Raw genomic sequence first — 19,860 nt, 5'->3', positions numbered from 1 at the left:
GTCATGTTCTCGGAAATGTGCATCCGCCGCCCGGTCATGACGAGCCTCATGATGCTCTCGCTGATCGTGGCGGGCCTGTTCGCCTATCGGCTCCTGCCCGTGGCGGCGCTGCCGCGGGTGGACTTTCCCACCATCAACATCACCGCGACCCTTCCCGGCGCGAGCCCGGAGACCATGGCTTCGGCGGTCGCCACCGTCATCGAGCGCCAGCTCTCCACCATTTCGGGCATCACCTCGCTCACCTCGTCGAGCACCCAGGGCTCGACCTCCATCACCATCCAGTTCGACCTGTCCCGCAACATCGACGATGCGGCGCTCGACGTGCAGTCGGCCCTGTCGGTGGCGCAGCGGCAATTGCCTGACGAGATGACCACGCCGCCGAGCTTCCGCAAGGTCAATCCGGCGGACGCGCCAGTGATCCTTCTGGCGGTCTCCTCGGACACGCTGCCGCTCTCGTCGGTGAACGAATATGCCGACACCATCATCGGCCAGCAGATCTCCCAGCTTCCGGGCGTCGCCCAGGTGCAGATCTTCGGCACCCAGAAATATGCCGTGCGCGTCCGGGTGGATCCGGCGGCGGCTGGCGTGCGCAACATTTCGGCGGCGGATATCCGCACCGCCATCGAGGCGGCCGCTTCCAACACCCCCATCGGCCAGCTTTCCGGCCCGAAGCAGAACCTCACCATCGACATGGGAACGGCGAAGGCCTCCGCCGAGCCCTTTCGCCGAATTGTCGTGGCGTGGCGCAATGGCGCTCCGGTGCGCCTCGACGAGATCGCGCGGGTAACCGACGGCGTCGAGAACGAGCGCGTGGCGAGCTGGTTCAATGACGACCGCTCCATCGTGCTCGCCGTGGTGCGCCAGCCCGACGCCAATACGGTGGCGGTGGTGGACGAGGTGCGCGCTCATCTCGCCCAGTACCGCGCCCAGGTGCCCGGCGCGGTGAACATCGAGGTGCTGAACGACCGCTCCGTCTCCATTCGCGACGCGGTTCACGACGTCCAGAAGACGCTGATGGAAGCCATCGTCCTCGTGGTGATGGTGATCTTCCTGTTCCTGCGCAACGTGCGGGCGACGCTGATCCCGTCTTTGGCGCTGCCCTTATCCATCGTGGCCACCTTCGCGGCCATGTGGGTGCTGAACTTCTCCATCAACAACATGACGCTGCTGGCGCTCACCTTGTGCGTCGGCTTCGTGGTGGACGACGCCATCGTGGTGCTGGAGAACATCTACCGGCACATCGAGATGGGCGTGAAGCCGTTCAAGGCGGCCATCATTGGCGCGCGGGAGATCGGCTTCACCATCATCTCCATGACCCTGTCGCTGGTGGCGGTGTTCATCCCCGTCCTGTTCATGGGCGGCGTGGTGGGGCGCGTGTTCCGCGAATTCGCGGTCACCATCTCCGTCGCGATCCTGGTGTCCGGCTTCGTCTCGCTGACGCTCACGCCCATGCTGTGCGCGCGCTTGCTGAAGCCGGTGGACCACCACAAGAAGCCCAATGTCTTCTTCCGCGCCAGCGAGCGCATGTTCGACCTGTGGCTCGCCGGCTATCGCAACAGCCTGGACTTCGTGCTCCGGCACCGGCCGATCATGCTGGTGGTGACGTTCATCACCGTCGGCCTTGCCGGCTATCTCTATGTGGTGGTGCCCAAGGGCTTCTTCCCCGTCGAGGACACCGGCTTCATCACCGGCACGGTGGAAGCGGCAACGGACATCTCGTTCGACGCCATGGTGGAGCGCCAGAAGGAAGTGGCGGCGGCCGTGCGCGGCGATCCCAACGTTGCCTATGTGGTGTCCACCGCCGGCGCCACCGGCAGCAGCCGGACCACCAATAGCGGCCGCCTGTTCGTCGCGCTGAAGCCCCAGGACGAGCGCGACCAGAGCGCCTTCCAGATCATCCAGGAATTGCGCAAGCGGGTGTCCAGGCTTCCCGGCGTGAAGGTCTTCTTCCAGCCGGTGCAGAACATCAATATCGGCGGCGTCGCCTCCAAGAGCCAGTACCAGTACACACTCCAGAGCTCCGATTCCGCCGCGCTCTACCCCGCCGCATCGAAGATGGAGGAGATCCTCTCCCATCTGCCCGGCCTGCGCGACGTGACCTCCGACCTGCAGATCACCAACCCGCAGCTCACCATCGACCTCGAGAAGGACAAGGCGGCGGCGCTGGGCATCACCGAGGACCAGCTGCGCAACGCGCTCTACACCCAGTTCGGCACCCGGCAGGTGGCGACCCTCTACACGCCCACCAACCAGTACGCCGTCATCGTGGAGGCCCAGCCGCGCTTCCAGCAGGATGCCGCCGACCTCGGCCGGGTCTATCTGCGCACGTCGAGCGGCGCGGTGGTGCCGCTGGAGACCGTGGCAGACATCCGGCGCACGGTGGGCCCGCTCCAGATCGCCCATCAGCAGCAGCAGCCGGCGGTGACCATCTCCTTCAACCTCGCCCCCGGCGTCTCGCTGGGCCAGGCGGTGGAGGCGATCGGCGTGGCCCAGCGCGACGCGAACCTGCCGGCGACCGTCTCCACCGGCTTCCAGGGCACCGCCCAGGTGTTCCAGGATTCGCTGTCGAACCAGCCCTTGCTGATCCTCGCGGCGGTGGTGGTGATCTATATCGTGCTCGGCATCCTGTATGAGAGCTTCGTCCACCCCATCACCATCCTCTCCGGCCTGCCGTCCGCCGGCATCGGCGCGCTGCTCACCTTGATGCTGTTCAAGGTGGAGCTGTCGGTGATCGCCCTCATCGGCATCGTCATGCTGGTGGGCATCGTGAAGAAGAACGCGATCATGATGATCGACTTCGCGCTGGAGCGACGACGCCAGGGCGCTGACGCGGTGGAGGCGATCCGCGAGGCGTGCCTGCTGCGCTTCCGTCCCATCATGATGACGACGCTCGCCGCCATCTTCGGCGTGCTGCCCATCGCGCTGGGGGGCGGGGCGGGCGCCGAGCTACGCCAGCCGCTGGGCATCGCCGTGGTGGGCGGCCTCCTGGTTTCGCAACTCCTTACCCTCTACATCACGCCGGTCATCTACGTGTATCTCGACCGCTTCGACCGCATCGTCTCCCGCGCGGTCTCGGGCGATGAGAAGGGCGGCGAGGCGCCGACCCCGGCGCCGCATCCCGCGGAATAGCGGGACCGCATTGACGCAGAACGCCATTTGAACGGGCGCCGGCGGTCTTCGCCGGCGCCCGCTTCGTTTCGGCTCGCGTGATCGGGGATTTTCTCCACCGTAGAGGATGCCGTCCGGCTGCGTTGATTTTTACAGTCGTGTGTATTAATTCATGTTCATGGCAAGAACAGACAATATTGAACTGTTCTAAACAAGGTCGAGAGCTTGGCGAAGCGGATGTTTCTGGCCTTTTTAATTTGGAGTCGTTCAAATGACCAAGCATGAACACAGAGCCCCGGCATGGTCATCGCACAGCAAGGCCCGCGTCATCCCCATGGTCGAGGAGCAGATGGACAGCCGCGACCTGTTCGCCTCCTCGCGGGTCATCACCATTGCCCACGGTTCCCAGGTCTATCAGCTGCGGCTGACCGCGCAGGACAAGCTCATTTTGACGAAGTGAGGGGCGCCTGAGCGCCTCTGTGCTTTTCATTTTCGTCGGTTGTCGTCTCCGTCGCTGTGACCCCCGCGCCTGACCCGGGGGATTTCTCTTTCATGCTCGCCTTCTCCGCCAACACCACCGTCAAGGACGGGCTTGTTCCGTCCATCCACGCTGCTCTGCTGGGTGGCGCTTAAAGGAGAGGCGTGGATGCCCGGGACAAGCCCGGCCATGACGGACTGTGTGAGCGGGGACGGGCCGCTGCGAGCCGTTATCCCTTCATTGGCTGTCATCTCCGGGTTTGACGCCCCGGGGATCCCGCTTTCGTGCCCAGCCCCTCCGCCAACACCACCGTCATGGCCGGGCTTGACCCGGCCATCCACGGGGCTCCGCCGAGTGGGTGCTTAAGGGAGAGGCGTGGATGCCCGGGACAAGCCCGGGCATGACGGCTGAGAAGAAGCGGAGAGGTTGAGAGAAAATAATCCTAAGGACTATATTCCTTTCTGTGTGAACCCCTTGCTATGATCCCCTCACCTTGCACCAAGGAGGGGCGCGTCCGGAGCGGCCTGACGGGTGGTGCAGGGCAGCGGGTGTCCGACCCGGTGGGGAGTAACGCACTCCGCCGGGCGAGAAAGGAGGCCGAAGGGGTCTGCGCACCGATCCGGAACTGGTTCGTCCGGTCGTGATGGGAGAACCGTAATCCACCCACGCGGCGCAGCCGACACGCCATAAATCCCCGCGCGGGAGCGGACGGAGCACCGGCTCCGACGTCACCTGTACTCCCAAGGCATGCCTGCCGGCGTGCCGACCGCTCCCGCATCCCTCCACCCCGCCGGGAACGGCGGGGGTAGGGGCGCTGGCCAAATCCAGGCCCTCCGCCATCTTTCCGCCCAGCTCCATCGCCAGTTGTCCCGTCCCGCCGGGAGCGGAGCGGGCCGTTCCGGGAAGGCATCTATCCGCGCGGGGCGTTTCTGCTATTGTCCCGCGCCCAAAACAGACCGGACCCGAACTTACGCATGGCCCTTTCCGAGCCCGCCGGCAGTGGACGCACGGCATCAAGCCTGTCCTTGCCGGATCACGTCGTGCGCGGCTTGGACCTTGCCAGCGCCAGCCACGCCCGTGCGAGCTTCCTGCTTGTTGTGGTTGCGCTCATCGCCTTCCTGCCCGGCATCTTCACCCTCTCGCCCATCGACCGCGACGAGGCCCGCTTCTCGCAGGCCACCAAGCAGATGCTCGAAAGCAGGAACTTCGTGGACATCCGCTATAAGGAGCAGGCGCGGCACAAGAAGCCCGTGGGCATCTATTGGCTGCAATCGGCCAGCGTCGCCTCCGCAGAGGCCGTGGTCGGCCCGTCCGCGCTGACCACCATCTTCTTCTATCGCATCCCCTCGCTGCTCGCGGCCATCGGCGCCGTGCTGCTCACCTATTGGACCGCGCTCTCCTTCGTTTCCCGGCGCGGCGCCCTGCTGGCCGGGCTGATGATGGCGAGCTGCGTCCTCTTGGGCGTCGAGGCGCGCCTCGCCAAGACCGATGCGGTCCTTCTCTTCACCACGCTCGCCTCCATGGGTGCGCTGGCGCGGGCCTATATGTCCCGCCCGCTGCCCGCAAAGGGCGAGATCGGCCTTGCCGCTCTGTTCTGGACCGCCATGGCCGCCGGTATCCTGGTGAAGGGGCCGCTGGCACCCATGTTCGTGGGCTTGCCCATCCTCGTCCTCGCCATCGCCGACCGCTCCGCCGCCTTCATGCGCGTGCTGATGCCGCTGCCGGGGCTTCTGTGGTGCGCGCTGCTCTGCCTGCCCTGGTTCATCGCCATCTATTACGTCACCGGCGGCGCCTTCTATGAGCATGCGGTGGGCGTGGACATGCTGGGCAAGGTGGCAGAAGGGGCGGAGGGCCATTGGGGGCCGCCGGGCACCTATCTCCTGGCCGCCTGGGGCACCTTCTGGCCGGCGATTGTACTGGTGGCCATGGCCGTGCCGTTCGCCTGGCGCAACCGGCGGGAGCGGGGGGTGAAATTCCTCCTGGCGCTGGTCGTGCCGAGCTGGCTGGTGTTCGAGATCGCCGTCACCAAGCTCCCGCATTACGTTTTGCCGCTTTATCCGGGCCTCGCCATCCTCACCGCTCTGGCGGTGGAGCGCGGCGCCGTCGCGGCCGTCGGCCGCCGGCTCGGCGACCTGCGCGGGCTGTGGTTCTTCCTCGGCCTGGCGATCATGGGCGTGATGGCGGCCGGGTTCGTCTGGTTCGGCGGGCCGTGGGCCTATGGGGTGGCGGCCGTGCCGTTCCTCGCCGCGTCCTTGTACGTCCTCTTCATCGCGGCAATTCGCTTCCGCGCCGTGGGGCCGGAGGCGGCATTCGTCACCGCCGTGTGCGGCGCGCTGCTGCTTTATATCGGCGTCTACCAGTTCCTGCTGCCGCAGATGCGCTCCGTGTGGATCTCGCAGCGTCTGGCGGAAATCGCCCGGGAAAGCGGCTGCCCCGCCTCCAATATCGCCACCGTTCCCTATCAGGAGCCGAGCCTTGCCTTCCTAGTGGGCACGGACCTGCGCTTCACCGATCCCGTCCAGGCCGCCGACCTCCTGAAGCAGGGCGGCTGCACCATGGCCTTTGTCGGCTCCAGTTTCGTGCCCCTGTTCGAGCAGCGCGCGCGGGAGATCGGCCTGCGGTATAAGGCGACATCGAGCATTTCTGGCTTCACCTATAATGGCGGGCGAAATGTCGTGATCACCGTGTTCCGGCCGCAGGAGGCGACCCGTTGACGAGCCGCGCCGCCAGCATCGGTGCCAGTGTGACCGCCGCGCTCACGGGGCTTGCGGCGGCGTGGGCCTATCTGTGGCGGCGCCCCGCGCGCGGCGTGCGTCCGCGCATCGGCATGGCGGGCGTGGTCGAGTTCCTCTCGCTCTCCATCCTGATTGCGAGCCTCGTCGCCGCCTCCATGATCCTGCTGGATCCCCTGGTGCCGGGCCTCCGGCTCTCGCTGCCGCTCGGCGTGGTGCACTTCTTCGAGCGCATCACCGATCTCGGGCTCGGCGGCGTGGTGCTCTGGCCCGTCGGCCTCTGCCTTCTTTTGGTGCTGGGCCTGACGCCCCGGCTCGATGACATGGGCCGCCGCATCGCCGCTGCCACCGCGGCCCGGCTCGGCTTCCTGTTCATCTCCGTTGCCGGCGCGGGCCTTCTCGTCCTGGTGATGAAGTACGTGCTGGGCCGGGCGCGCCCTTATGTAATGGTGCATCTTTCCGGCCCGAACGCGCAGCTCACCTTCGACTGGCTCGCCATGAAGTCCGGCTATGCCAGTTTTCCCTCCGGCCACAGCGCCATCGTCTTCGCCAGCGCGGTCGCCTTTGCGGCGCTGTTCCCACGCGCGCGGGCCATCCTCATCGCGCTTGCGGTCCTGGTCGCCTCCTCGCGCGTCGTGCTCGGCTCCCATTATCCCAGCGACGTGCTGGCCGGCGGCGCCATCGCGGCCGGCTTCACGCTCGCCATGGTGAAGGTGTTCGCGGCGCGGCGCCTTGTTTTCTCGGTGGCCGCCGACGGCGCCATCTCCCCCAAGCCCGGGCCGACGCCCCGGCGCCTTGCGCGCCTCGTCCCGCCGTCCGCTCCGGAGCACGCCCTTAAAGAGGCTAGACCTTGAACCTTGCTGCTCCCGGCGCACCCGTTGCGGCGCGCCTTTCCGTCGTCATCGCGGTGCGGGACGAAGCCGAGAATATTGCGCCCCTGATCGAGGAGATCGACCAGGCTCTGCCGGCCGGGTCGTTCGAGCTGATCTTCGTGGATGACGGCTCCAGCGACGGCACCGCCGAGGAACTGGTGAAGGCGGCAGCGCGCCGTCCCTATATGCGCGTCCTCACCCACGGCCAGTCCTGTGGGAAATCGGCGGCGGTCGCCACCGGCGCCTGGGCGGCGGAGGGCGAGATCCTGCTGCTGCTGGACGGCGACGGCCAGAACAACCCGGCCTATCTGCCGCCCATGGTGCGCCTTTTGGATGAAGGCGGGGTCTCCGCCGGCATGGTCCAGGGCGAGCGCCAGGGCCGCAAGGACACGACCTTCAAGCGCTTCCAGTCGCGCCTTGCCAATGCGGTGCGCGGCTTCATGCTGCGCGACGGCACGAAGGATACGGGCTGCGGCCTGAAGGTGGTGAAGCGCGACGTCTATCTTCGCCTGCCGCATTTCGATGCGGTCCACCGCTTCACGCCTGCTCTCGTGGGCCGCGAGGGCTACGAGGTGCTCACCTTTCCGGTGGTCGACCGGGCGCGCTGGCACGGCACGTCGAAATACGGTTTCTGGAATCGGCTCTGGGTCGGCATCGGCGACATGCTGGGCGTGTGGTGGCTGACGCGGCGGCGCAATGTTCCCAAGGTGGTGAAGGTCTATCCGGATGCTCGTTGATCTCGCCCATCTCGTCGGGGATTATCTCCACGACGTCTTCATCAACCAGCTCGACTGGTGGGTGATCCTGGGCTTCGTCGCACAGATCGCCTTCACCATGCGCTTCGTGGTGCAATGGATCGCGAGCGAGCGGGCGGGCAAGACCGTGATTCCCTTCGCTTTCTGGACCTTCTCCCTGGGCGGCGGCACGCTGCTCCTGGTCTATGCGCTCTACCGGCGCGACCCGGTCTTCATTGCCGGGCAGGCCCTCTCCACCTTCATCTATATCCGCAACCTGCAGTTCGCTCTCCGGGAGCGCAGGCGCGAGAAGGAAGCGGCATAGCTCACCTCAACCTCCTGGCCGGGCCCGAGCCCGGCCAGGAGGGAGTAGGGCATCAGGCGGCCGCGCCCATCCTCTCGAATCCGCGTGCGAGGTCGGCGATCAGGTCCTCCGGCTCCTCCAGCCCCACATGCAGGCGGATGGCCGGGCCTTCCACATTCCACGTGGTCGCCGTGCGGTAGTCCGTGCAGTCGAAGGGGATGATGAGGCTTTCGAAGCCGCCCCACGAATAGCCCATGCCGAACAGCGCGAGGGAATCGAAGAAGGCGGCCACCGCGCGCTCCGGCACCGGCTTCAGGATGGCGCCGAACAGGCCGCAGGCACCGGAAAAGTCGCGCCTCCAGATGTCGTAGCCCGGATCCCCGTCCATGGCCGGGTGCAGCACGCGCGAGACCTGGGGCTGGTTCCGCAGCCATTGCGCCACCGCCAGCCCCGAGCGCCAGTGCCGCTCCAGCCGCACCACCAGCGTGCGCAGGCCGCGCGCGCCGAGCGCCGCATCGTCCGGGCTCACGCACAGGCCGAGGTCGCCGTGGGTCTCCAGCACCTTCTTCCAGGCCGGGCCCCTGGCGGCGATGGTGCCGATATTGAGATCGGCATGGCCGGAGAGATATTTCGTCCCCGCCATGATGGAGATGTCGATGCCGTGGTCCAGCGGCTTGAAATAGATAGGCGTCGCCCAGGTGTTGTCGATGAGCGTGGTGATGCCGCGTTCGCGGGCGACGCGGGCGATGGCCGGCACGTCCTGCATCTCGAAGGATTGCGAGCCGGGCGATTCCAGGAAGATCGCTTTGGTGTTCTCCTTCAGGAGACCGGCGATCTGCGCGCCCACCAGAGGATCGTAATAGGTCACCTCGATGCCGAGCCGGGAGAGCACCGTGTCGCAGATGCGCCGGGTGGGACGGTAGGCGGTATCCACCATAAGCAGATGATCGCCGGCCTTCAGCACGGAGAGCAAAGCGGTGGAAACGGCGGACAGGCCGGAGGGGGTGAGCACGGTGCCGTCGGCGCCCTCAAGGGCGGAGAGGGCGCCCTCCAGCGCCTCGCTCGTGGGATTGCCCCGGCGCCCGTAGCTGTAGCGGCCGGTATGGCCGACGAGGTCTTCATAAGTCGGTGAAAGCACGGTGGAGCCGCGTACCACCGGGGGGTTCACGAAGCCATCGAAGCGGAACGGGTCGCGGCCCAGACGCACCACTTCGGTGGCCGGCGCGAAACTTGCTTCGGGGGAGGGGGATTTCATCCTGAGCTCCGGGTAACGATGGTTGTATGCCCAAACGTTGGGCGAGCTATTGACCACCCGCCCGCAACGGACTGAGATACATCCATACGACGTCCCGGATGACGGCGTCGATCCCGCCACGGGATCGGGTTGGGGGTTCGTCCGGACTGGCCTGGGAGCGAAGACAGATGGGACCTTCCTTCAAACGCATCCTGCTTGCTGCCGGAATGCTCGCGCTGGGCGTCGGCGCGGCCGGCGCCGGCACCCTCGACGACGTAAAAGCCAGGGGCGCGCTCAATTGCGGCGTTTCCCAGGGCCTGCCCGGCTTCTCCAACCCTGACGACAAGGGCAATTGGACCGGGCTCGACGTGGATTTCTGCCGCGCCGTCGCGGCCGCGATCTTCAACGATGCCAGCAAAGTGAAGTTCTCGCCGCTCTCGGCGAAGGACCGCTTCACCGCGCTCCAGTCGGGCGCCATCGACGTGCTCTCGCGCAACACCACCTGGACCATGTCGCGCGACACGACGCTCGGCTTCAACTTCATCGGCGTCATGTATTATGACGGCCAAGGCTTCATGGTGCGCAAGTCGCTCAACCTGAAGTCGGTGTCGGAGCTCAACGGCGCCTCCATCTGCGTTCAGACCGGCACCACCAACGAGCTGAATGTCGGCGACTACTTCCGCACCAACAATCTGAAGTACGAGCTGATCGCGTTCGCCACCATCGACGAGACCATCAAGGCCTATGATTCCGGCCGGTGCGACGCCTTCACCTCCGACCAGTCGCAGCTTTATGCCGTGCGTCTGAAACTCACCAATGCCTCCGACCACGTGGTTCTGCCCGACGTCATCTCCAAGGAGCCCCTCGGCCCGTTGGTGCGCCATGGCGACGACCAGTGGTTCGACCTCGTGAAGTGGACCTATTTCGCGCTGCTCGACGCGGAAGAGCTGGGCGTCAACTCCAAGAATGTCGACCAGATGGCCTCCTCTCCCAACCCGGAGATCAAGCGCCTGCTCGGCACCGACGGCAAGTTCGGCGAGGCCGTCGGCATCTCCAACGACTGGGTTGCCCGCATCGTCAAGCTGGTGGGCAATTACGGCGAGGTGTTCGACCGCAATCTCGGCCCCTCGACCCCGCTCAATATCGACCGCGGCCTGAACAAGCTGTGGAACAAGGGTGGCGTGCAATACGGCATGCCGGTCCGCTGACGTGACCGGGCCCGGCGCCTCATGGCGCCGGGCCTTTTTTCTGGCGTATCGGCCGGCCGCGGGGGCACCGTTCGTATTCGCGTAACGAAAAAGGGCCGCAAGAGCCCTGTGGGATTGAGGGGCTTATGACAGACGCTCGTTGGTCGGAGCCTGCTCCGGCGCGCCGATGGTCGTGGACCGACCCGGCCCTGAGGTCCGCGGTGATCCAGATCACCCTTGCCATCGCGCTCGTCTGGATGGCGTGGTCGTTCTTCGCCAACGCGCAGGCCAACCTCGCCCGCCAGGGCATCGCCTCGGGCTTCGGCTTCCTCGACAATTCCGCCGGCTTCGGCATCACCCAGACGCTCATTCCCTATTCGGAATCCATGAGCTATGGCCGCGCCTTCCTGGTGGGGCTGCTGAACACGCTCCTCGTGGCGGTGCTGGGCATCATCCTCGCCACCATCATCGGCTTCCTGGTGGGCGTGGCGCGGCTCTCCAAGAATGTGGTGATCAAGCTGCTCGCCTCCGCCTATGTGGAGGTTACGCGCAACCTGCCGCCGCTGTTCCAGATCCTGTTCTGGTACCTCGCCGTGCTCTCCACCATGCCGAACCCGCGCCAGAGCTGGGGCTTCGGCCTCCAGCCGCTCCTGACCTGGCTGTCGAACGCGGCGGCGGGCCTCGGCCTCGCGCCCCTGGCGGACATGCTCAAGTCGCTGGCGGGGGATGTCTCCGGGCCTAGCGTCTTCCTCTCAAATCGCGGCCTCGTGGTGCCGCGCCCGCTGTTCGAGGCGGATTTCTCCATCGTCTTCGGCATCTTCGTCGCCGGCATCGTCGCTGCCTTCCTCGTCTCGCGCTGGGCGCGGCGGCGGCAGGAGAAGACCGGACAGCAATTCCCCTCCTTCTGGGTGGGGCTCGGCCTCATCGTCGTGCCGGCGGTCATCGCCGGCTTCGTGCTAGGCTGGCCGGTGAGCTTCGAGAAGCCGGAACTGCGCGGCTTCAACTTCGCGGGCGGCATCCGGGTGATCCCCGAATTCGTCTCGCTCGTGGTGGCGCTGTCCATCTATACGGCGGGCTTCATCGCCGAGATCGTGCGCGCCGGCATCCTGGCGGTTTCGAAGGGGCAGACGGAGGCGGCGCATTCCCTTGGGCTCAGGTCCGGGCCGACCTTGCGGCTGGTGGTCATTCCCCAGGCCATGCGGGTGATCGTGCCGCCGCTCACCAGCCAGTATCTGAACATCACCAAGAACTCGACGCTGGGCGTCGCGGTGGGCTACCCGGACCTGTTCGCGGTGTTCGCCGGCACCACGCTGAACCAGACCGGCCAGGCCATCGAGATCATCGCCCTCACCATGGCGGTCTACCTCGCCATCTCGATTTTCACCTCGATCGTCATGAGCTGGTACAACAAGCGCGTCGCGCTTGTGGAACGGTGAGGAGGCAATGATGGACGCCCGCACCGTTTCCTACGTCGCCCCCAAGGACCTGCGCCCGCAGGAGCCGGCGCCCGTCTCCACCCGCGGCATCTTCGGCTGGGCCCGCGCGCACCTGTTCGGCTCGGTCGGCCAGGTGCTTCTCACTGTGTTCGGCATCCTGGTGGTCTGGGCGGTGGTGCCGCCCATGGTGAAGTTCTTCATCACCGACGCGGTCTGGACCGGCAGCGGCCGCGAGGCCTGCCTGCCGGAGAATGTGGGGCGCCCCGTCGGCGCCTGCTGGCCCTTCATCGCCGCCAAGTTCAACCAGATCCTCTATGGCTTCTATCCGGCCGAAGAGCGCTGGCGGGTGAACATCGTCTACATCCTCGGCATCGTCCTGCTGGTGCCGCTGCTGTTTCCCCGCGTGCCGTACAAGCGCACGAACGCGCTCGCCTTCTTCGGCCTCTATCCGCTGCTGTCCTTCGTGCTGCTGACCGGCGGCGACCTGGACATGCGCAACTTCCTTCTGGGCTCGTTCGGCCTCGATTTCGGCATCACCGGAGCGGCCGGCGGGCTCCGGGGAACGTTCTGGCTGCAATTCCTCATCGTCGCGGCCATCTGCGTGGGCATCGCCATGCTGGTCTGCCCATTCTTCGGCGGGGAGCGCAGGGGCGTGGCGCTCGGCATCGCGAAGACGTTCGCCGTGCTGGGCGGCGTGCTGCTGTTCGTGGATATCGATTTCGGCCTCCGGCAGGTGGAGACCCGGCAATGGGGCGGGCTTCTGGTGACGCTGGTGATCGCGGTCACCGGCATCGTCGCCTCCCTGCCGCTGGGCATCCTCCTGGCGCTCGGGCGGCGCTCCGAGCTGCCGCTGGTGAAATATTCCTCCATCATCTTCATCGAGTTCTGGCGCGGCGTGCCGCTCATCACGGTGCTGTTCTTCGCCACCTACATGCTGCCGCTGTTCCTGCCCGGCCGTTTCACCATAGACGGGCTGCTGCGGGCGCTGGTGGGCGTCGCACTGTTCGCGTCCGCCTACATGGCGGAAGTGGTGCGCGGTGGGCTCCAGGCGATCCCGAAGGGGCAGTATGAGGGGGCGCAGGCATTGGGGCTGAGGTCCGGCCTGATGATGCGCCTCGTGGTGCTGCCCCAGGCGCTGAAGCTGGTGATCCCCGGCATCGTCAACAACTTCATCGGCTTGTTCAAGGATACGACCCTGGTGCTGATCGTCTCGATCTTCGACCTGCTCGGCATCCTGCGGGCCTCCTTCACCGACCCGGCCTGGGCGACGCCCACCACGCTCTTCACCGGCTTCGGCTTTGCCGGCATCGTCTATTTCGTCTTCTGCTACGGCATGTCCCGTTACTCGATGGCGCTGGAAAAGCGCCTCGACCGCAGCAACCGTCATTGAGGGAGCGACCCATGACCCCGCAAACCCAGACACAGGCCGCAAGCTCCCCCGGCGCCGAATATGCGGTCGAGCTGATCAGCGTGAACAAGTGGTACGGCGACTTCCACGTGCTGCGCGACATCAACCTCTCGGTGAAGCGCGGCGAGCGCATCGTGGTGTGCGGGCCGTCCGGCTCCGGCAAATCCACCATGATCCGCTGCATCAACCGGCTGGAGGAGCACCAGAAGGGCCGGATCATCGTCGACAATATCGAGCTCACCAACGACCTGAAGCGCATCGACGAGGTGCGCCGCGAGGTGGGCATGGTGTTCCAGCACTTCAACCTGTTCCCGCACCTCACCATCCTGGAGAACTGCACGCTCGCGCCCATGTGGGTGCGCAAGATGCCCAAGAAGGAGGCGGAGGAGGTGGCCATGCACTTCCTCACCAAGGTGAAGATCCCCGAGCAGGCGCTCAAATATCCCGGCCAGCTCTCGGGCGGTCAGCAGCAGCGCGTCGCCATCGCCCGCGCGCTCTGCATGCGCCCGCGCATCATGCTGTTCGACGAGCCCACCTCCGCCCTCGACCCGGAAATGGTGAAGGAGGTGCTCGACACCATGGTCTCGCTCGCCCACGAGGGCATGACCATGCTGTGCGTGACCCACGAGATGGGCTTCGCCCGTCAGGTGGCGGACCGGGTGATCTTCATGGATGCGGGCCAGATCATCGAGATGAACGAGCCCGAGGCCTTCTTCTCGAACCCCCAGCACGAGCGCACGCGCCTGTTCCTCTCGCAGATTCTGCATTGATCCCAAGTGGACTCCCTCTCCCGGTTGCGGGGGAGGGGACGGCGATGGCGCCTGCGATGCGCCCCGCCCTCACAGAGGGAGATGCGGCAGCAGCCGGCGCTGCTCCTGGACGACGGCCTGGAGTTCGGCCGCGGGCAGGGAGGTCGAGAACAGGAAGCCCTGTCCCGAGCGGCACCCCATGGACATGAGCGCCTGCCGCTGCTCCTCCGTCTCGATGCCTTCCGCCGTCACCGAGACGTTGAGCGTGCGGGCAAGGCCCAGGGTCATCTCGACGATGGACCGGGAGACGATGTCGGACGTGATCTTCCGCACGAACGAGCCATCCACCTTCAGCTCGTCGAAATTCATCAGGTTCAGGTAGCTCAGCGAGGAATAGCCGGTGCCGAAATCGTCCAGCGAGACGCGCACGCCCGTCTCGCGGATGCGGTTGATCTTGGCGACGGTCTCCTCAAGGTGAAGGCTGAACACGGATTCCGTGAGCTCGATCACCACGAGGTCCGGCTTTATTCCATAGCGCCGCAGATGGTCCGCGAGCGCGATATCTACATTCTCCCGGTCGAACTGGGCGGGCGAGACATTGATGGAGATGGGGACCGGGCCTTCGCCCGTCTGAGGCCAGGAGGCCAGCATCCGCATCACATCGCGCATCACCCAGTCGCCGATGGGCACGATGAGCCCGCTCTCCTCCGCCATGGGGATGAAGCTGGATGGCGGCTGGAGGCCGAAGATGGGATGGCGCCACCGCACCAGCGCCTCGGCACCGACCACCGCGCCGGTGGCGAGGTCCACCTTGGGCTGGAACTCCAGCTCGAATTCCTGGTCGGCGATGCCCTTCTGGAGCGACTCGTAGAGGCGGACCCGCTCGTGGGCGTCCGCCTCGATCTTGGCGTTGAAGAAGGCGGAGGAGGCTGGCCCCCGGCGACGCGCGAGGCCGTGCGCGATCTCGGCCGCCTGGACGAGCTTCTCCGCATCCTGCCCCACATCCGCGACCCGGGCGCCGCCGACCGTCATGCGCACGTTGAAGGTGTGCCCGCTGAGGCGATACTCGTGGGCGACATGCCGCACCAGGTTCTGGAGGCGCTCTGCCGGGGTGGCGCCATTTGCGGCGCCGGGCATGAAGACACAGAATTTCTCGCTGTCGATGCGCCCGGCGATGCAGCCGAGGTCCGCCAGCGCTCCCACCTTCGCGCCCACCGCGGAGAAGGCTTCGTCGCTGACGTCGAAGCCGCGGATCTCCTTCAGCTCCGCAAGGCCCACAATGTCGAACACGAACAGGCAATCCTCGCCGACGGCATTGGGGATCAGGGCCGCGAGGGCGGCAAGGAAGCCTTCGCGATTGGCGAGCCCGGTCTGGGAATCCATCACAAGCTGGGAGCGCAGGCGCAGCTCCAGCGCCCGCTGCTTGGAGATGTCCACCACGAGGACGGCAAAGCCCCTGGCCTCGCGGCCGGCGACGAGGGCGAAGCGGCTGATATTGACGGTGAAGTAGCGGTCGGCGTCCTCGTGGACGCATCGCAGCTCCAGCACCCCGTTGTCCTTGGCGCCCGCCGTGACCGCGTTGATGTCGTGCAGCGCCTTCTTGCGGCCCTTGGTCAGCCCGCTGTCGCCGCTTTGCCGGACCGCATGCCGGAGCGTCTGGAAGACGTCGCCGCGGATGTCGGCAGGGACGTCGAACAGGTCGTTCAATGCGGTCCAATTGTCGTTGCACTTGATGAGGGTGCCGCCGCTGCCGGCGAGGGCGATGCAGGCCGGGGTCTGGGTGAACATGGTGTCGAGGAGGGAGGACGTCTCCTCCTGCCGGCGGATGCTGCGTGCGCCCGCGACCCCGGCAAAGACGATGAAGGCACTCATCCCGCCCGCGAGCGATAGCAGCAGGCGGCTATGCGCGCTCCATTGCGCATAGAGACGCTCGGTTGGCACCGAGACCGTGAGGATGAGCGGCAGCTCCGGCACCTTCTTGACGACGCTGAAGCGCTCGATTCCGCTGATATAGCCGGGCGCGATCATCGAGACCTCGTCGCCACCGGACGCCTGCAATTGCTGGAAGATCTTGCTCAATGCGAAGGAGATGCCGAACTGGGACGCTTCACTGGGCGCGCGGGCGATCAGCTTAAAATCCGTCGTGAACAGTCCGATCACGATGTCCGGGTCGGGCCGGTAGGAGCCCAGGACCTCCTGGAACAGATCCGTGTCGATGGAGGCCGTGATGACACCAAGCCTGTTCCCGTTGCCGTCAATCACCGGGCGGCTGGCGAAAAACTGCCATTTGTTCATCACGCGGCTCATCATGGTCTCGGAAATGACGAGCCGGCTCTCCTGCGAATTCATCGCGTTTATGAAATAGGAGCGATCGGAAAACCTGGCGTTGGGCAGGGGTTGCATGCGCGAACCTGCAACCACGGCCCCGTCCGGGTCCAAGGCGAACAAGGCGGAAAGGCCGTTGATGCCCAGGGCATAGTCGGCGAATTTCCGCTCCAGCGGGCTCCTGGCGGGCCCATCGCCGACGGAGATCACCTCCCGGCTGCTCTCGGTCAGGACACGGTCGATGCCCAGGATTGTTTTGCCCACGAATTCCATGAGCACCGCGCTCGCATTTTCGATGCGCGTGCGGTTGTATTCGAGAGCAAATTGCTTGTCGTAAGACACATAAAGAATGGCACTGGCCATCAGCAACAGGGCAAGGCTGACGGACGCTCCGACAATCAACTTTGCCTGGCTAAACTTCATGTGGACTTTTTCGACTGACCCAGCGCGAACATCGCGCCTTCCATCAATGGGGCTGAGGACTAGTCTGTCAATAGAGGTATCAAGTTAGTCACCATCCCCGCTCTACTCACGGTTGATCTAACAAAATAATGCCACCCCACGAAGGTGGAAGCGAACCAGATTGCGGGCTCAAGCGTTTTCTCTTCGTTAGCGTGCGTAGGAGAAAGCGATGCAGGATCCTCAAGAGCGGCGCCAGGAAAGGGAATTCCACGGTCCCGACGCCGAAGGGCCGCAGGGCGAGCCCGTGAAGCCCGCCGCGCAGGCGCGGCAAGGCGTCTATTCGGGCCGCGTGGCCACCATTCTGCTGGCCGGCGTCATTCTCGTGATCATCGGCTTTGCGGTGAGCTATCTGGGCGCGGTGTAGCCCCTCACGCCGGCATGTTGTCGATGAGCCGCGTCTTGCCTAGCCAGGCGGCGGCCAGGAGCCGTATGGGCTCACCGAGGCCCTCGGGCGGCGCCAGTGTCTCTGCGTGCCGCGCTTCCACATAATCCACGTTCAGGCCGGCGGCTGCGATGGTCTGCCGCGCTTCTTCCACCGCCGCCTGCGGCTGCGTCCCCGCACGGATGGCGGCGGCGGCGGCGTTCAGGGCGCGGCTGATGACGGGGGCGACGGCGCGCTCCTCCGGAGTGAGATAGCGATTGCGGGAAGAGAGGGCGAGGCCGTCCGGCTCGCGCACCGTGGGCAGCGGCACCACCTCGATCTTCAGATCAAGGTCCCGGGCCATGCGGGTCACCACCTTCAACTGCTGGTAGTCCTTCTCTCCGAACAGGGCGAAGTCCGCCTCGCTCTGGAGAAACAGCTTCGCCACCACGATGGCGACACCGGAGAAGAAGTGCGGGCGGAAATCGCTCTCCAGGCCCTCGGCCGGCCCCGACAGCGCGATGCGCGTGGCAAAGCCCTCCGGATACATCTCCGCCGCCGAAGGCAGATAGACGAGGTCCGCGTCCACCTCCGAGAGGAGGGCAAGGTCCCGCTCCAGGGTGCGGGGATAGCGGGAAAAGTCCTCGTTTGGGGCAAATTGCGTGGGATTGACGAAGATGGAGACCACCACGCGCCGGGCCAGCGCCTTGGCCTGCTTCACCAGCGCGATATGCCCCTCGTGAAGGGCGCCCATGGTGGGGACGATGGCGAGCTTGGACCCCTCGGCGCGGTAGCGCGCGGTCTCCTCGCGCAGCGCGGCAACTGTTTCCACCACCTTCGGCGTTTGTCCCATTTTTATCTCCCGGCCCGTTCGCCGCGGAACCTAAAGCCCTCCGCGCCCGGAGGAAAGGATGCAGCCGGGCGGGAGAGGCGAAGCCTGGACCTTGTGCGAAAGGCGCGGGGCCTTATCTTGCCGCCATGAGGCACACCCTCCCTTCCATCCGGCCCCGATTGCGGGGAAAGAAGCGGCAATGATCCGCAAGCCCCTCTCGCCCAAGGGCTCCCTGCCCAGCGGGGCGCTCTCCAGCACGTCGGAACTGGATGCTTTCCTCACCGCCGCCAAGAGCCGCGCGCCCCTGGCCAGGAGCGAAGGCGGCGGGCGGCTGGTCTTTGCCATGGACGCCACCGCCTCGCGCCAGCCCACCTGGGACCTTGCGCGCGAGATCCAAGCGGATCTGTTCCACGCGGCGGCCGAGCTCGGCGGGCTCGAAGTGAAGCTGGTCTATTATCGCGGCACGGACGAATGCCGCACCTCCAACTGGGTGTCGGACCCGCATGTGCTCGGCGCGCTCATGAAGCGCATCGACTGCCGGGGCGGCCTCACCCAGATTTCCCGCGTTCTCGGCCATCTGTCGCAGGAGGTGGAGCGCTCGGGGGTGAAGGCCGCTGTGTTCGTGGGCGACGCCATGGAGGAGAACCCGGCGGCGCTCTGCGACAAAGCCGGCAAGCTCGGCCTCATGGGCCTGCGGCTCTTCATGTTCCAGGAAGGCGAGGATGCCCGCGTGGAGGGTGTCTTCAAGGAGATGGCGCGCCTGTCGGGCGGCGCCTGGTGTCGCTTCGCGCCTGGCGCGGGCGAGGAATTGCGGGCCCTCCTGCGCGCCGTCGCGGCCTATGCCGCGGGCGGCCGGACGGCATTGTTGAAGGCGCAGGATGCGGGCGCGGTCCGCCTCCTCGCCGCCATGGGAGATCGCACATCGTGACCCTGATCGCCGGAGCGATCGCACTCGCCCTTCTTCTCTATCTGTTCAACCTCTGGACCAAGGCCAATCCCAAGGCCCTGGCGCGCCGGCTCATGCAGTTCGGCGGCGTCTCGGCGCTGATCGGAGCAGCCGGCCTCCTCGTGACGGGACGGTTCATCGCCGCGGCGGGGCTGGCCAGCGTTGGCCTCGCGCTGCTGGGGCGTGCCGGCGGTGGTTTTCAGAATCCGTTCGCGCCGCAGCCGCCGCGCGTCTCGCGGGTCCGCTCGCCCTGGTTCGAGATGGAACTGGATCACCGCTCCGGGGCGCTCACGGGAACCATCATTGCCGGCCCTCGGGCGGGCACGTCCCTGGATGCTCTGGATGTGGAGGCGCTGGTGGGGATGCGTCCGACGCTCGATCCGCAGTCGCTGGCGCTAATCGAAGCTTATCTCGACCGCCGGGCGCCCGCATGGCGTCAGAACCGTGAGGGAGATGCGGGTGGCGGGCAGCGGGGAGGGAATGCTCCGAACGGCAGCGCGATGACCGAGCAGGAAGCCTATGACGTGCTTGGCCTTGAACCGGGGGCGAACGAATCCGCCGTGCGCGGCGCCCATCGGGCCTTGATGAAGAAGCTCCACCCCGATCATGGCGGGTCCAGTTATCTCGCGGCGCGTGTCAATCAGGCCAAGGATGTCATCCTGCGCAAACATCGCTGATTCTTCCGCTACGCT

Annotated in this window: 16 protein-coding genes; 13 read left to right on the top strand and 3 right to left on the bottom strand. The window is 66.1% G+C overall.

From position 1 onward, the window contains the following. The first annotated feature begins 3 nt into the window (after nt 1–3). The 6 genes from ABLE91_RS15460 (at nt 4) to ABLE91_RS15435 (ending at nt 8,249) form a co-directional block, all read left to right on the top strand. Nucleotides 4–3,129, top strand: a complete 3,126-nt coding sequence (locus tag ABLE91_RS15460; RefSeq protein WP_348931994.1) for an efflux RND transporter permease subunit — start codon at nt 4–6, stop codon at nt 3,127–3,129. 250 nt (nt 3,130–3,379) lie between these two features. Next, nucleotides 3,380–3,568, top strand: a complete 189-nt coding sequence (gene hemP / locus ABLE91_RS15455; protein ID WP_348931992.1) for a hemin uptake protein HemP — start codon at nt 3,380–3,382, stop codon at nt 3,566–3,568. Nucleotides 3,569–4,611: 1,043 nt separating this feature from the next. After that, nucleotides 4,612–6,300 carry an ArnT family glycosyltransferase gene (locus ABLE91_RS15450; RefSeq protein ID WP_348931990.1) on the top strand — a complete coding sequence of 563 codons (1,689 nt, stop codon included), beginning with the start codon at nt 4,612–4,614 and terminating at the stop codon, nt 6,298–6,300. Further along, complete coding sequence (locus tag ABLE91_RS15445) at nt 6,297–7,172, top strand: phosphatase PAP2 family protein (RefSeq protein ID WP_348931989.1); 876 nt, start codon at nt 6,297–6,299, stop codon at nt 7,170–7,172. Before ABLE91_RS15450 ends, ABLE91_RS15445 begins: the two co-directional genes overlap by 4 nt. Then, on the top strand, nt 7,169–7,927 hold the full coding sequence (locus tag ABLE91_RS15440; RefSeq protein WP_348931987.1) for a glycosyltransferase family 2 protein: 759 nt from the start codon (nt 7,169–7,171) through the stop codon (nt 7,925–7,927). Before ABLE91_RS15445 ends, ABLE91_RS15440 begins: the two co-directional genes overlap by 4 nt. Continuing rightward, on the top strand, nt 7,917–8,249 hold the full coding sequence (locus ABLE91_RS15435) for a lipid-A-disaccharide synthase N-terminal domain-containing protein (protein ID WP_348931986.1): 333 nt from the start codon (nt 7,917–7,919) through the stop codon (nt 8,247–8,249). Before ABLE91_RS15440 ends, ABLE91_RS15435 begins: the two co-directional genes overlap by 11 nt. Nucleotides 8,250–8,301: 52 nt before the next feature. Here the strand turns inward: ABLE91_RS15435 and metC are convergent, their stop codons facing one another. After that, nucleotides 8,302–9,483 carry a cystathionine beta-lyase gene (metC, locus tag ABLE91_RS15430; RefSeq protein ID WP_348931984.1) on the bottom strand — a complete coding sequence of 394 codons (1,182 nt, stop codon included), beginning with the start codon at nt 9,481–9,483 and terminating at the stop codon, nt 8,302–8,304. 167 nt (nt 9,484–9,650) lie between these two features. Here metC and ABLE91_RS15425 point away from each other — a divergent pair, with 167 nt between their 5' ends. The 4 genes from ABLE91_RS15425 (at nt 9,651) to ABLE91_RS15410 (ending at nt 14,263) form a co-directional block, all read left to right on the top strand. Then, entirely contained in the window at nt 9,651–10,670 is a 1,020-nt protein-coding gene (locus ABLE91_RS15425; RefSeq protein ID WP_510181955.1) for an amino acid ABC transporter substrate-binding protein, read from the top strand. A gap of 125 nt (nt 10,671–10,795) precedes the next feature. Further along, nucleotides 10,796–12,085, top strand: coding sequence for an amino acid ABC transporter permease (locus tag ABLE91_RS15420; protein ID WP_348931981.1), 1,290 nt, complete (start codon nt 10,796–10,798; stop codon nt 12,083–12,085). 10 nt (nt 12,086–12,095) lie between these two features. Next, the gene (locus tag ABLE91_RS15415; RefSeq protein WP_510181954.1) at nt 12,096–13,475 is read left to right on the top strand and encodes an amino acid ABC transporter permease; all 1,380 of its coding nucleotides are present in this window, start codon (nt 12,096–12,098) and stop codon (nt 13,473–13,475) included. 11 nt (nt 13,476–13,486) lie between these two features. Further along, complete coding sequence (locus ABLE91_RS15410) at nt 13,487–14,263, top strand: amino acid ABC transporter ATP-binding protein (RefSeq protein WP_348931978.1); 777 nt, start codon at nt 13,487–13,489, stop codon at nt 14,261–14,263. Between the two features lie 69 nt (nt 14,264–14,332). Here the strand turns inward: ABLE91_RS15410 and ABLE91_RS15405 are convergent, their stop codons facing one another. After that, a complete protein-coding gene (locus ABLE91_RS15405; RefSeq protein WP_348931977.1) occupies nt 14,333–16,990 on the bottom strand; it encodes a bifunctional diguanylate cyclase/phosphodiesterase in 2,658 nt (885 codons plus the stop codon). A 208-nt stretch (nt 16,991–17,198) separates the two neighbouring features. Between ABLE91_RS15405 and ABLE91_RS15400 the strand changes: the two genes are divergently transcribed. Then, nucleotides 17,199–17,393 carry a hypothetical protein gene (locus tag ABLE91_RS15400; RefSeq protein WP_348931975.1) on the top strand — a complete coding sequence of 65 codons (195 nt, stop codon included), beginning with the start codon at nt 17,199–17,201 and terminating at the stop codon, nt 17,391–17,393. 4 nt (nt 17,394–17,397) lie between these two features. On the opposite strand, the gene panC is transcribed toward ABLE91_RS15400, so the two are convergent. Then, nucleotides 17,398–18,243 (bottom strand): pantoate--beta-alanine ligase, encoded by an 846-nt coding sequence (panC, locus tag ABLE91_RS15395; RefSeq protein WP_348931972.1) that lies wholly within the window; start codon nt 18,241–18,243, stop codon nt 17,398–17,400. Nucleotides 18,244–18,421: 178 nt separating this feature from the next. On the opposite strand from panC, the gene ABLE91_RS15390 reads away from it, so the two are divergent. Beyond that, the gene (locus tag ABLE91_RS15390) at nt 18,422–19,150 is read left to right on the top strand and encodes a VWA domain-containing protein (protein WP_348931971.1); all 729 of its coding nucleotides are present in this window, start codon (nt 18,422–18,424) and stop codon (nt 19,148–19,150) included. Next, entirely contained in the window at nt 19,147–19,845 is a 699-nt protein-coding gene (locus tag ABLE91_RS15385) for a J domain-containing protein (RefSeq protein ID WP_348931970.1), read from the top strand. The genes ABLE91_RS15390 and ABLE91_RS15385 overlap by 4 nt, the downstream gene beginning before the upstream one ends. The last annotated feature ends 15 nt before the right edge of the window (nt 19,846–19,860 follow it).

Source organism: Aquabacter albus, assembly GCF_040049275.1.
GTDB lineage: Bacteria > Pseudomonadota > Alphaproteobacteria > Rhizobiales > Xanthobacteraceae > Aquabacter.
Note: the sequence above shows the minus strand (reverse complement) of the source record. Positions and strands in the feature narration are given on the sequence as shown.